The sequence below is a fragment of the Dactylosporangium siamense genome, assembly GCF_016862795.1.
GTDB classification, from domain to species: domain Bacteria; phylum Actinomycetota; class Actinomycetes; order Mycobacteriales; family Micromonosporaceae; genus Dactylosporangium; species Dactylosporangium siamense.
The window spans coordinates 24765-36594 of record NZ_BONQ01000205.1; the positions used below are offsets into that span (position 1 = coordinate 24765).

An 11830-nucleotide genomic window follows, 5' to 3' on the forward strand; every position below is an offset into this window, starting at 1 on the left:
ATGCGTGGCGGCACCCGCATTCGTTGCTGATCTACGGCGACACGAGGTCGTGGGACCCGAGCACCCACGACGACGTCTGCGCGATGAAGTCGGCCGGGAAGCCGAGACTGAAGCCGGTCGCCGTTTCCAGTCGTGCGGTGGCCTCCGGTGGCAGGGTCACGTCGAGACAGCCCAGGTTCTCGCGCAGTTGCTCGACGGTGCGCGCGCCGATCATCGGGAGCACGCCGCTGTGCTGGCGCACCCACGCCAGCGCGACCTGCGCCGGGGTGGCGCCGAGTTCACCGGCGACCTGTTGCACGGCCGCAGCGATGCTGAGGTCGCGCTCGCTGATCGAGTCGCGGCTGAGCCGCGTCGGTGCCCCGCCGTCGCCGGTGTACTTGCCGGACAGGACGCCGCCGCCCAGCGGGCTCCATGCCGTGACGGTGAGGCCGTAGGCGCCGGCCATCGGCAGCAGTTCCCGCTCGGCGTCGCGGTTGACGAGGCTGTACGGCACCTGCAGGCCGGCGAACGGGGTCCAGCCGCGCCACTCGGCAAGCGTGTTGCCGCGGGACACGACCCATGCGGGCGTGTCGGAGACGCCGACGTAGAGCACCTTGCCGGCGGTGACCGCGTCGTCGAGGGCCCGCATCGTCTCCTCGATCGGGGTGTGCCGGTCCCAGATGTGCACCCAGTAGATGTCGAGGTGGTCGGTGCGCAGCCGGCGCAGGCTGGTCTCCAGGGACAGGCGCAGGTTCTTGCGGTGGTTGCCGCCGCCGTTGGGGTCGGTCGCGTCGCGCGTCACCGTGTACTTGGACGCGACCACGAAACGGTCGCGGCGGCCTGCGAGGACCTCGCCGAGGATCTCCTCGCTGGCGCCGCCCCGGTAGTTGATCGCCGTGTCGACGACGTTGCCGCCCGCCTCCGCGTAGACGTCGAGGATGCGCCGGCACTCCGCCGGAGGTGCGCCGACCCCGCCCTGCTCGCCGAACGTCATCGCGCCGAGGACCAGTTCGGACACGCGCAGGCCGGTCCGGCCGAAGGTGGTGTACCTCATGCGAACGCCTTCGCGACGAACGCGGCGAGCTCGTCGGCGGAGACGTCGCGCAGGTGCTGGTTGACCGCCCACCGATGACCGGAGGGGTCGAGGAACTGCGCGGTGCGGTCGCCCCAGAACGCGTCGTGCGGCGGCTCGAACGCGGTGGCGCCGGAGGCGATCGCCCGGTCCCAGACCGCGTCGACGTCGGGCACCGGGAGGTGGAACGCGGCCGGCGTGCCACCCAGCGCCGCCGGCGTGCGCAGGCCGCGCGCCGGCTGCTCCCCGGCGATGGCGAGCTCGGAGTCGCCGACGCGCAGGTTGATCGTGAGCGGCCGGCCGTCGGGCAGCGGGAGACGGCCGGTCTCCTGCGCCCCCAGCACCTCGGTGTACCAGGCGGCCGCGGTCTCGGGGTCGGCGACTACCAGATGGATGGCGATCTGCGTCATGCCGCGACCATACACAGTGTCTGGTCACAGTGTCCAGACGGCGCGTGCGGTACGCTGCGTCACATGCCGCGGCGCGACGAACCCAACCAGCACCCCACCGAGCTGCGCGAACGCATCCTCGGCGCGTTGCGCGACCTGCTGGTTGAGCGCACGTTCGACACACTGAGCGTGGCCGAGATCATCGCCGCGGCCGGCGTCTCGCGGGCAAGCTTCTACTTCTACTTCCCGGGCAAACAGGCGGCGCTGGCCGAGCTCGTGCGGCGCGCGGTGACCTCCGGCCACGAGGCCGCGCAGCCATGGGTCAGCGGAGCGGTCGATGCGCGCGAGGCGCTGCGGCTCGGCGTCGACGCAGGCGCCGGACTGTGGCTCGCGAACGCGCCGGTGCTGCGGGCAATCGTGGAGAGCTGGGCCTCCGACCCGCAGCTGCGTGAGCTCTGGCTGGCCCAGATGGCCACGTTCACGGAGGCCGCGCTCGCCCGCATCGAGGCCGACCCGGAGGTGACGGCCCGGCTCGCCGGCGTCGACGCACCGGCCCTCGCCGCGTCGCTCACCTGGACCGGCGAGCGGCTGTACTACCTGGCGGCCTGCGCAGTGCCGCCGTTCGACGACCGCGCCGTCCTGGTCGACACGCTCACCCACATCTGGGTGTCGACGCTGTACCCGTAGTGGTACCTGGCTAGCGGGTCCGCTCGGCGAGCGTGCGCACCGCGGACTCGTCGACGGTGATGCCGAGGCCGGGTCCGGAGCCCACCAGCCATTGACCGGAGGCCGGGATCTCGATGTCGGGGGCGACGGGCGTACCGAGCGGGTTGGTGCCGATCCAGTACTCGCAGATGTCGAAATTGGGCATGGCCGCGGCGCACTGCAGGCTGGCGGCGAAGTGCACCGCCGACCCGATGCTGACGTGGGGCGTCGCCATCGCGCCGAACGCGTCGGCGAGCGCGGCGATGCGGGTGACGCCGGTGATGCCGCCGGCCCGGCACACGTCGGGTTGCAGCACGTGCAGGGCACCGAGCCGCAGGAAGTCCAGGGCCCGGTGGCGGGTGGCGAGGGAGTCCAGGGCCAGCGGCGTGTCGAGTCGTTGCGCGAGGTCGCGGTAGCCGTCGATGTCCTCGGGTGGGATCGGCATCTCGAAGAAGCCGATGCCGAGCTCGCCCAGGGCGCGGCCGACCCGGAGCGCCTGGCGCAGGTCGTACTGGCCGGCGGCGTCGGCGAAGACCCGGCCGGTCGGGCCGACGACGTCGGTGACGGCGGCGACCGAGGTGACGTCGGAGCCCGGGTCGGTACCGATGGCCACCTTGATGGCGGTGTACCCGGCTGCCACGAGCCGCTCGGCCTCCACGCGGACCCGGTCGGTGTCGGCGCCGGCGGGGATGCCTGACGCGTACACCGGCACGCTGCCGCGGAACGCTCCACCGAGCAGCGCGTGGATCGGCTGGTGCAGCGTTCGTGCCCACGCGTCCCACAGCGCGATGTCCACGCCGGACAGGGCCTCCAGCCAGAAGCCGCTGTCGTGGCCGCGCACGCGCATGGCGGCGTACATCCGCTCCCAGCTGACCGCGATCTCGTCGAGCCGGCTGCCGACGATCATCGGGGCGAGCAGCTCGGCGACGAGGGCCGCGGTGGCCGGCGCCGCGACCGGTGCCTTGCATTCGCCCCAGCCGACGACGCCGTCGGAGGTGACCACGCGGACCAGGACGGTGTCGATGGTGGTCGAGTACGCGTACCGGCGGCGTGCGGTGACCGGGTATTCGCCCAGTTCCGTGCCCTGGTCGGCGCTCCAGGTGCGGGCACCCCAGTAGGTTTCGGCGGGCTGGACCCGCAGCACGATCGGTTCGACGGATTCGATCTTCACGTCGTCTCCTCCTTGCGAGCGGACAGCAGTGCGAGCAGCAGGGGTCCCTGGCCCCAGGGGTAGGTGCCGGTGTCACGGTCGAGGTAGGTGGCGGGCGGCCCGACCGGTGTCGCCGACGACACCGGCAGGCCACCGTCCGCGTCGAGCGCGGCGACGGCGGCGTCGAGCGCGCGGTGTCCCATGGCCGCCCAGGCCGGGTCGCGCAGGGTGTCCGCGGCGATCAGCGCGCTGACGCTGTGTTCGACCGGCGCCGCGGGATCGTCGACGATGGTTCGCCAGCTGCCGTCCTGTTCGTGTGCCGCGAGTGCGGTCAGCAGCCGCTCGGCCCTGGGCCGCAGTCGCGGTCCGGCCGCGAGCAGCCCGTGCAGTGCCCAGCCCTGTCCGCGGCCCCAGTGCACGCCGTTGGGCGTCGCGGTGGCGGTGTCGTAGCCGTGGCTGAACAGGCCGGATGGGTCCTGCAGCACGGCGGCAGCCTCGTCCACCAGGGCCGTTGCGGCCGCCGGGTGGCCGGTGGCGACCAGGCCCGGGCCGTCGGTGTGCAGGCAGTCGACCCAGATCATGGTGGCCAGGTGGGGCAGGTCCGGCCGGTGTACCGGTGGCCGGTCCGGAACCGGTCGGCTCGCGCCGAGCACGGCCGCCTGGAATCGGCGGAGCGCTTCGTCGGTGGCGATCGCCGGCCGCAGCCGCTTCAGCTCGACCAGGACGTCGACCGCGATGAGGTGGTCGGTCGGCCGAGGTGGGCCGGCCAGGCTCGGGGCGAGCAGCTCAGCGACGGCGTCGATCCAGGCCGGCCGGCCCAGCTGCTCGGCGGCCCGCAGGACACCCAGCAGCGCCATGCCCTCGCCGAAGCCCCAGGTCTTGTACGGGTACGCGAGCGCACGCCCCGCCACCGCCTCGACGAGATCTCTGCAATCCCCTTGCATATGCTGCAAGCACCACCCTCATGTCGCAATCCTCTTGCGCATGATCGAACGTAGCGGCAATCAGCGGCCGAAGCAATCGCGAGAGGCTCGGCGTCGAACGCGACAGCCAAGTCGTCGACCCGACCTCACCTGTGGTTGCCTCCTCGTCACCGAGCAAGTCGCGGAGTAGCCGCCGCCGGCCGATGTTGTAGAGTGCGTCGGACTCGTAGAACAGCGATAGAAGTCAGTGGCCACCTCGCACACGACGAGCCTTTTACATAGGAGCCTGACTATGGTCGACCCGGATTCCGAGCTCGCCGCGCAGCTTCGTTTCGATGTGCCGCACGCGGCGCGGATCTGGAACTACTGGATGGGCGGCAAGGACAACTTCCAGGCCGACCGAGCCGCTGGGGACGCAGTGGTCCAGGTCTATCCAGAGATCGCCCTCATGGCGCTCGAGTCCCGGCAGTTCCTCATCCGGGTCGTGCGGTTCCTGGCGGCCGAGGCGGGCATCCGGCAGTTCCTCGATATCGGGACGGGCCTGCCCACCATGCAGAACACCCATGAGGTCGCCCAGCAGGTCGCGCCCGAATCCCGGATCGTGTACGTCGACAACGACCCGATGGTGCTGGTGCACGCCCGTGCCCTGCTAACCAATTCCAGCGCCGAGGGCCAGACGGACTACGTCCATGCCGATTACCACGAACCGGAATTGATTCTCGCCGAAGCGGCGAAGACGCTGGACTTCTCCGAGCCGGTCGCTGTGATGTTCATGGGCGTCATGGGCTACGAGCCCGACCTGGACGTGGTGCGTTCCATCGTCGGGCGGGTGATGGACAGCGTCGCGCCCGGCAGCCACCTGGTTCTGTGGGACGGCACCGACACCACCCCGGCCGTGGTCGAGGGCGCCAACAAGCTGGCGGAGAGCGGCGGTGTCCCGTACATCCTGCGCAGCCCCGACCAACTGGCCGGATGCTTCGAGGGTCTCACGATGGTGGACCCCGGCCTCGCGCCGATCACGCAGTGGCACGCGGAGGACCCTGCGGCCGAGCACATCGACGCGTATGGCGCCGTGGCCCGCAAGCCGTGACGCGTCCCTGATCGGACGGGGCCGCCTCCCGGGAAGTGTGCGCCAGTCATGGTCGGCGGGGCGTAGTGCCCTTGCCTGCCGCTGTTCCTCGAAGTCCACGACATCACCGTTGGTGTCCCGGACGTGGATCCGGTTCATCATGCGCGCGAACGCCTTGCCCCTGCGCAGGTCCTCGACCACCGAACCGGCGGCGTCGGTCGTCGCCCACCTCGGCCGCACACCAGCGCCCCGACCAGCCTCGACATCGCCCGCTGAGGCACTGGGCAAAGCGGCCTGCCGAGCGGACCAGGCCGTCGAGCCGGATGGACAGCCACCGAGGCGAACCCACCCGATCAGGCGGCGAGCGCCACCGGCACCGGCGAAAGGTCGAGCCGCACAGCCGCGCCCGGCGTCAGCTCGGCCAGCCGGGCGCTGGAGACCTGCGCGGTGACCAGTACGTCGCCTGGCATGGCGACGGTGACCCGGCTCGTGGGTCCGAGGAAGCTCGCCGAGACGATCCGGCCGGTGCCCTCCGCATCGGCGACCACGTCGACGGACTCGGGACGCACGAGCGCGGTCACCGGCGCGGTCCGGTCGGCCGGTGCCGTGGTCGGATCGATCAGCGGCAGTACGACGCCGAGCACCTCGACGGTGCCGGCCGAGAGGCGGCCCGGCAGGCGATTGCTCAACCCGATGAAGTTGGCCACGAAGGCGGACGCGGGTCGCTGGTAGACCTCGGCCGGCGCGGCCAATTGTTCCAGCCGGCCGTCGCGCATGACGCCGACCCGGTCGCCGAGCGCCAGCGCCTCCTCCTGGTCGTGGGTGACGAACAGCGTCGTGGTGCCGACCTCGATCTGGATGCGGCGGATCTCGTCGCGGAGCTGGACGCGCACCTTCGCGTCGAGCGCCGACAGCGGCTCGTCGAGCAGCAGCACCTGCGGGCGGATCGCCAGGGCGCGGGCCAGCGCCACGCGCTGCTGCTGGCCGCCGGAGAGCTGATGCGGGTACCGGTCGGCGTGTGTGCTGATGCCGACCAGCTCCAACATCTCCGCGGCAGTGCGGCGGCGCTCGGCGGCCGGGCGGCCGCGCAGCTGCAGGCCGAACTCGACGTTCTGCAGTGCGGTCAGGTGCGGGAAGAGGCTGTACGCCTGGAAGACCATGCCCATATCCCGCCGGTTGGCCGGCAGCATCGTGATGTCCTTGCCGCCGACCAGCACCGAGCCGGAGTCCGCGTCCTCCAGCCCGGCCAGCACCCGAAGCGCGGTGGTCTTGCCGCAGCCCGACGGTCCGAGCAGCGCGATCAGTTCGCCCGGTGCGAGGTCGAGGTCGAGTCCGTCGAGTGCCTGCACGCCGCCGAACCGCCGGCGCAGTCCCTGCAGCCGCACCGCGACGCTCCGCTGCCCGCTCACCGCGTCACCTCCGGCGTCGCGGGGATGGCGGGCTCACTGCTCGTACTCACGGTTGGCTCCTTCGAACGGTTGCGTCGCCGGCCTCTGACGGCACCGACGAATGACAGCAGGAACAGCAGCACGAAGGCCAGGATCAGCGCGGCGAGGGAGACCGCGACCGACATGGTCGCGCTGCTCTTGCCGAGCAGTTCGATCGCGACCTGCAGGTTGGTGCGGCTGAGCAGGGACGCGAGGGTGAACTCGCCGAGCACCAGCGCGACGGACAGGAACGCGGCGGACAGCACGGCGGACTGGATGTTGGGCAGCACCACCCGCCAGATCACGGTGGCCCAGCCCGCACCGAGGGAACGGGCCGCCTCGGCGAGCGTGCGCACGTCGATCGCCGACAGCCCGGCGTCGATGGCCCGATAGGCGTACGGGAGCACGAGGACGGTGTAGGCGAAGGTCAGCGTCAGCGACGAGCCGCCCAGGAAGTACGTCACCCACGCGTACACCGGTGCCAGCCCAACGACCAGCACGATCGCCGGGATGGTCAGCGGCAGCAGGCACAGGAACTCGATCGTGCGGCGCAGCCGGGGCAGCCGCAGGCGCACCCAGATCACGGTGGGGACCAGGAGCACGAGCATCAGTACCGTGGTCAGCAGGGCGAGGCCGAACGAGGTCGTGATGCCGGCCGACAGGTCGGGGTAGGTCTCGCTCAAGCGCGGCCAGTCGACGAGCAGGCGCCACGTGTCGAACGACAGCTTGCCTCCGGCGCCGCGGGTGGTGAACTCCAGCATGGCCAGCAGCGGCAGCGCGAAGAACAGCCCGAGCAGCCCGACGACGACCCATCGGAAGACCCGCTGCCGCCGGGCCCGGCGGCGGCGGAGCCCCGCCCGCCGAGGAGGCGCGGTCAGCCCAGCCATCGCGAGGTCCTCCGCTGCAGCAGCGCGTAGAGCCACATCACGATCGCGACGACCACGATCATGCCGAGTGCCATCGCCTTGCCGAGGTTGGCCCGTCCGAGGACCACCTCGCTGGTGATCGTCCCTCGGATCTGCAGTGGCACGATGGGGTTGCCCTGACTGACCAACGCCGCCGCGGTGGCGTACGCCGAGAACGCGTTGGCGAACAGCAGCAGGGTCGAGCCGAGGAACGCGGGGGCCAGCAACGGCACCGCCACCCGGCGCCAGTACTGCCACGTCGAGCCGCCCAGGCTCTCGGTGGCCTCACGCCACTGTGGACGGATGCCGTCGAGGGCCGGCAGGAACACGATGACCATGAGCGGGATCTGGAAGTAGGTGTACACGAGGGTCAGGCCGGGCAGCTCGAACAGCCAGACGCCGCCGGCGTAGATATCGGCGCCGAGATGCTCGCGCAGGAACACCGTGACGAAGCCGCTGAGCCCGACCGTGGCGATGAAGGCGAAGGCGAGGGTGACCCCGCCGAACTGCGCGAGCACCCCGGCGGCCGCGGTCACCGCGCGGCGCAGCAGCCCCTGTGGCTTCGCCGTGACGAGCGCGTAGGCGAGCAGCGCGCCGAGCACCGCACCGAGCAGGGCGGTGGCGGCCGACAGCACGATGCTGCGCACGAACGCGTCGACGATGTACCCGTCGGTCAGCGCTGCCAGGTTGTCCAGCGTCGGGCGGTTGTCGTCACCGGCGAACGCACCGATCGCCACGACGAGGGTGGGGATCGCGAGGAACACCGCGACGAACGCGAAGAACGGCACGACGCCGAACAGGTCCAGGCCGCGGCGCAGGCTTCGCCGGCCACGGGCTCGGACCCCGGGCGCGGGCGCCGCGGGGTCCGAGCGTTGTTGGACGGTGCTCATGCCGACGGTCAGCTGACCGTCTTGGCCCAGTTGGCGGCCAGGTAGTCCTTGGCCTTCTGGGTCTGCGCGTCGGTGAGGAACACCGGCGATCCGGTGAAGGGCGGCAGCGCCGCGTACGCCGTCTTGTCGAGCGTTCCTGCCTTGTCCATCGCGTCGGCGCGCACGGGCCGCGCGCCACCCTTCAGCCAGAGGTTCTGGCCGGCGTCGGAGTACAGGAACTCCTGCCACAGCCGGGCAGCGGCCGGGTGCGGCGCGTCCTTGCTGATGGCCTGCACGTAGTAGGAACCCAGCACGGCATTGGCCGGCACGACCGTCTTCCAGTCGAGCTTGCCCTTGAGCTTCGTGCCCTGCGCGACGTTGAGGTAGTCCCAGTCGATGACGACCGGGGTCTGACCGGACTCGATCGTGGCCGGCGTCGGGTCGACGGGCAGGAAGTTGCCCGCCTTCTTGAGCTGACCGAAGAAGTCGACACCCTTGGCGACGTCGTCGGCGGAGCCACCGTTGCCCAGGGCCGCCATGACGACGCCGCTGAAGGCGGCGCCGGCCTGCGTCGGGTCGCCGTTGAGGGCGACCTTGCCCTTGAACTCCGGCTTGAGCAGGTCGGCGACCGAGGCCGGCGCGGGCACCTTGCCCGCGTCGTAGCCGATCGACATGTAGCCGCCGTAGTCGTTGATCCAGGCGCCGCCCGCCTCCTTGAGCGCGTCGGGCACCTCGGCCCAGGTGGCGACCTTGTACGGGGCGAACATCGCCACGTTCGCCAGCGCCACGGCGCCACCGAGGTCGAACACGTCGGGTGCGTTGCCCTGGCCCTTCAGCCGGTTCGCGGCGTTGATCTCATCCTGGCTGGAGGCGTCCGGCTGCGCGGAGTTGACCTTCAGGCCGTACTTCGCCTCGAAGGCCTTGATGATCTCGCCGTAGTTGGCCCAGTCCGGCGGCAGCGCGATGACGTTGAGCTGGCCTTCCTTCTTCGCGGCCGCGACGAGCTGGTCCATTCCGCCCAAATCGGCGGCGCTGGCCGCCGTCGCCGCGTTGCTCGACGACGCCGGGCTCTCCTTCTCCGGCGGCGAGCACGCGGCGACGGAGATGGCCAGGAGCGAGGTCGCCACGAGCGCGCCGGCGCGGGCAAATCGGGTGTGCATAGAAGCCTCCTTCAAGCGGCCGGGCATGGAGCCGCCCGGCCGGACGTGATCATTGCCCATCCGGGCGGGACACTCGGTAACCATCGGATGGCCTGCGGATGACGATCATGAGTGCGGTCCGTTCGCGGCCCTGTGCTGGTAGAACTCGACCTCGACGGGCGGGAGCGGGGTGTTGCCGAGGATGAGGTCGTCGCTCTTCTCGGCGAGCATCATCACCGGTGCGTAGATGTTGCCGTTGGTGACGTACGGCATGACCGAGGCGTCGACCACGCGCAGGCCGTCGACGCCGTGCACCCTCAGGCTCGACGGGCCTCGCCGGGCCGGTCGACGACGTCCTCGCCGCCTCCGCCGGCGGGCGCCGCGCTTGGCTGCAGGCGGTGCCGGACCTGGAGCACCTGCTGGGGGTGCTGCGCACCGCCCGCCTGCTCGCCGCCGACGCCCGCACGGCCGACGCCCTGCCCGGCTTCGGGCTACGCGACATCCTGTCGACCGCGGCCGGCTCCGCCGACGAACTGTTCCGCCACCTGCTGACCCACTCCCCTGCCGGGCGGCACGTCCTGGCGCAGCTCGACGCCCCGGTGCAGCTGCTGGCCAGGTCGGTGCTCGACCGGGCGGTGCACGCCACCGTCGGCCACCTGACCCTGGAGGTGCGCGGGCACGCGGTCCTGCTCGACGGCCGGCTGTACCCGATCCAGCAGGGGCCCGTCGACGTGCTGCGGGCGCTCGCGCGGGCGCCCGGCGCCGTGCTGTCCAGCGCCGACCTGCGTCAGCAGGTCCCCGGCCTGACCAACGTCGACGACCACGCGATCGAGATGGCGGTGTCCCGGGTGCGCCGAGCGGTCCCCGGCGTCGAACTCGTCCACACCGTGATCAAACGCGGGTACCGCCTCGCCGCCTGATCCGCCAGCAGGCGGGTGCAGTTCCATGTTGCCGGCTGTCCGTGCGCCAACGGCGGCGGCGCCTGACCGTGCCTTGAGGTCGCCGTACCGTGCCGGGCCAGGTGATACGGCTGCTGGCCCGGTCCAGATCTGAGGGCGGCCGTGGACGTCGGGTCATCTATTCGCCCGGTGTGGTCTGGGCGATCTGCATGAGGAACTCGACGTTGGTCCGGGTCTTCTTCAACCGGTCCAGCAGCAGGTTGAGCACCTCCTGCGAGTCGAGCGCGTGCAGCACCTTGCGCAGCTTGATGACGATCGCGAGCTCGTCGGGCGCCAGCAGGATCTCTTCCTTGCGGGTGCCGGACGGGTCGATGTCGATCGCCGGGAAGATGCGCCGGTCGGCGATCTTCCGGTCGAGCTTCAGCTCGGCATTGCTCACGCCCTTGAACTCCTCGAAGATGACCGTGTCACCGGTGGAGCCGGTCTCGACCAGCGCCGTGGCGATGATCGTCAGCGAGCCGCCGTTCTCGATGTTGCGGGCCGCGCCGAGGAACCGCTTCGGCGGGTACAGCGCCGTCGAGTCGATACCACCGGACAGGATGCGGCCGCTGGCCGGCGACGCGTTGTTGTACGCGCGACCGAGCCGGGTGATCGAGTCGAGCAGCACCACGACGTCGTGGCCCAGCTCGACGAGCCGCTTGGCCCGCTCGATCGACAGCTCGGCGACCGTGGCGTGGTCCGTCGGCGGGCGGTCGAAGGTCGAGGCGATGACCTCACCCTTGACCGACCGCTGCATGTCGGTGACCTCTTCGGGCCGCTCGTCGACCAGGACCACCATCAGGTGGCACTCCGGGTTGTTGCGGGTGATCGCGTTCGCGATCGACTGCAGCACCATCGTCTTGCCGGCCTTCGGCGGCGACACGATGAGCGCCCGCTGACCCTTGCCGATCGGCATGACCAGGTCGATGACGCGGGTGGTGAGGATGTGCGGCTCGGTCTCCAGCCGCAGGCGGTCCTGCGGGTAGAGCGGGGTCAGCTTGTAGAACTCGGGGCGGCGCTTGGCCTCCTCCGGGTCCATGCCGTTGACCGTGTCGAGACGGACGAGCGGGTTGTACTTGTCCCGCCGCTGCTCACCGTCGCGGGGCTGGCGCACGGCACCGGTCACGGCGTCGCCGCGACGCAGCCCATAGCGCTTGACCTGCGACATCGCGACATACACGTCGTTGGAACCGGACAGGTAGCCGGTGGTCCGCACGAACGCGTAGTTGTCGAGCACGTCCAGGATGCCGGCGACCGGCACGAGG

12 protein-coding genes and 1 pseudogene are annotated in these 11830 nt (G+C 71.0%); 3 read left to right on the plus strand and 10 right to left on the minus strand.

Going from position 1 to position 11830, the window contains the following annotated elements; all coding sequences use genetic code 11:
* Positions 1-31: 31 nt before the first annotated feature.
* A complete protein-coding gene (locus Dsi01nite_RS55275) occupies positions 32-1033 on the minus strand; it encodes an aldo/keto reductase (RefSeq protein ID WP_203854574.1) in 1002 nt (333 codons plus the stop codon).
* Entirely contained in the window at positions 1030-1461 is a 432-nt protein-coding gene (locus Dsi01nite_RS55280; protein ID WP_203854575.1) for a VOC family protein, read from the minus strand. The genes Dsi01nite_RS55275 and Dsi01nite_RS55280 overlap by 4 nt, the downstream gene beginning before the upstream one ends.
* Positions 1462-1524: 63 nt before the next feature.
* On the opposite strand from Dsi01nite_RS55280, the gene Dsi01nite_RS55285 reads away from it, so the two are divergent.
* Positions 1525-2127 (plus strand): TetR/AcrR family transcriptional regulator, encoded by a 603-nt coding sequence (locus Dsi01nite_RS55285; protein ID WP_203854576.1) that lies wholly within the window; start codon positions 1525-1527, stop codon positions 2125-2127.
* Between the two features lie 10 nt (positions 2128-2137).
* Here the strand turns inward: Dsi01nite_RS55285 and Dsi01nite_RS55290 are convergent, their stop codons facing one another.
* Positions 2138-3316: a mandelate racemase/muconate lactonizing enzyme family protein gene (locus Dsi01nite_RS55290; RefSeq protein ID WP_203854577.1), complete on the minus strand. Its 1179-nt coding sequence runs from the start codon at positions 3314-3316 to the stop codon at positions 2138-2140.
* Positions 3313-4206 (minus strand): glycoside hydrolase family 88 protein, encoded by an 894-nt coding sequence (locus tag Dsi01nite_RS55295; protein WP_203854578.1) that lies wholly within the window; start codon positions 4204-4206, stop codon positions 3313-3315. The genes Dsi01nite_RS55290 and Dsi01nite_RS55295 overlap by 4 nt, the downstream gene beginning before the upstream one ends.
* A gap of 304 nt (positions 4207-4510) precedes the next feature.
* Between Dsi01nite_RS55295 and Dsi01nite_RS55300 the strand changes: the two genes are divergently transcribed.
* Entirely contained in the window at positions 4511-5308 is a 798-nt protein-coding gene (locus Dsi01nite_RS55300; protein WP_203854579.1) for an SAM-dependent methyltransferase, read from the plus strand.
* 332 nt (positions 5309-5640) lie between these two features.
* On the opposite strand, the gene Dsi01nite_RS55305 is transcribed toward Dsi01nite_RS55300, so the two are convergent.
* The 5 genes and pseudogenes from Dsi01nite_RS55305 to Dsi01nite_RS55325 all read right to left on the minus strand — a co-directional run.
* Positions 5641-6696 carry an ABC transporter ATP-binding protein gene (locus tag Dsi01nite_RS55305; protein WP_203854580.1) on the minus strand — a complete coding sequence of 352 codons (1056 nt, stop codon included), beginning with the start codon at positions 6694-6696 and terminating at the stop codon, positions 5641-5643.
* Positions 6693-7601, minus strand: a complete 909-nt coding sequence (locus tag Dsi01nite_RS55310) for an ABC transporter permease (RefSeq protein WP_203854581.1) — start codon at positions 7599-7601, stop codon at positions 6693-6695. The genes Dsi01nite_RS55305 and Dsi01nite_RS55310 overlap by 4 nt, the downstream gene beginning before the upstream one ends.
* Positions 7589-8509, minus strand: a complete 921-nt coding sequence (locus Dsi01nite_RS55315; RefSeq protein WP_239137244.1) for an ABC transporter permease — start codon at positions 8507-8509, stop codon at positions 7589-7591. The genes Dsi01nite_RS55310 and Dsi01nite_RS55315 overlap by 13 nt, the downstream gene beginning before the upstream one ends.
* 8 nt (positions 8510-8517) lie before the next feature.
* Positions 8518-9648 carry an ABC transporter substrate-binding protein gene (locus Dsi01nite_RS55320; RefSeq protein WP_203854582.1) on the minus strand — a complete coding sequence of 377 codons (1131 nt, stop codon included), beginning with the start codon at positions 9646-9648 and terminating at the stop codon, positions 8518-8520.
* Between the two features lie 105 nt (positions 9649-9753).
* Positions 9754-9957, minus strand: a pseudogene (locus tag Dsi01nite_RS55325) (GMC oxidoreductase); the annotation flags it as partial.
* A gap of 68 nt (positions 9958-10025) precedes the next feature.
* On the opposite strand from Dsi01nite_RS55325, the gene Dsi01nite_RS55330 reads away from it, so the two are divergent.
* Positions 10026-10547 carry a winged helix-turn-helix domain-containing protein gene (locus Dsi01nite_RS55330; RefSeq protein ID WP_203854583.1) on the plus strand — a complete coding sequence of 174 codons (522 nt, stop codon included), beginning with the start codon at positions 10026-10028 and terminating at the stop codon, positions 10545-10547.
* Positions 10548-10704: 157 nt separating this feature from the next.
* On the opposite strand, the gene rho is transcribed toward Dsi01nite_RS55330, so the two are convergent.
* On the minus strand, positions 10705-11830 hold a 1126-nt coding region (rho, locus tag Dsi01nite_RS55335), incomplete at its 5' end, for a transcription termination factor Rho (RefSeq protein WP_203854584.1).

What these genes read in the sequence shown, in the direction of transcription:
- Dsi01nite_RS55320 (WP_203854582.1), bottom strand. Translation starts at nt 9,648, where the DNA reads ATGCACACCCGATTTGCCCGCGCCGGCGCGCTCGTGGCGACCTCGCTC.
- Dsi01nite_RS55285 (WP_203854576.1), top strand. Translation starts at nt 1,525, where the DNA reads ATGCCGCGGCGCGACGAACCCAACCAGCACCCCACCGAGCTGCGCGAA.
- Dsi01nite_RS55300 (WP_203854579.1), top strand. Translation starts at nt 4,511, where the DNA reads ATGGTCGACCCGGATTCCGAGCTCGCCGCGCAGCTTCGTTTCGATGTG.
- Dsi01nite_RS55315 (WP_239137244.1), bottom strand. Translation starts at nt 8,509, where the DNA reads ATGAGCACCGTCCAACAACGCTCGGACCCCGCGGCGCCCGCGCCCGGG.
- Dsi01nite_RS55280 (WP_203854575.1), bottom strand. Translation starts at nt 1,461, where the DNA reads ATGACGCAGATCGCCATCCATCTGGTAGTCGCCGACCCCGAGACCGCG.
- Dsi01nite_RS55310 (WP_203854581.1), bottom strand. Translation starts at nt 7,601, where the DNA reads ATGGCTGGGCTGACCGCGCCTCCTCGGCGGGCGGGGCTCCGCCGCCGC.
- Dsi01nite_RS55275 (WP_203854574.1), bottom strand. Translation starts at nt 1,033, where the DNA reads ATGAGGTACACCACCTTCGGCCGGACCGGCCTGCGCGTGTCCGAACTG.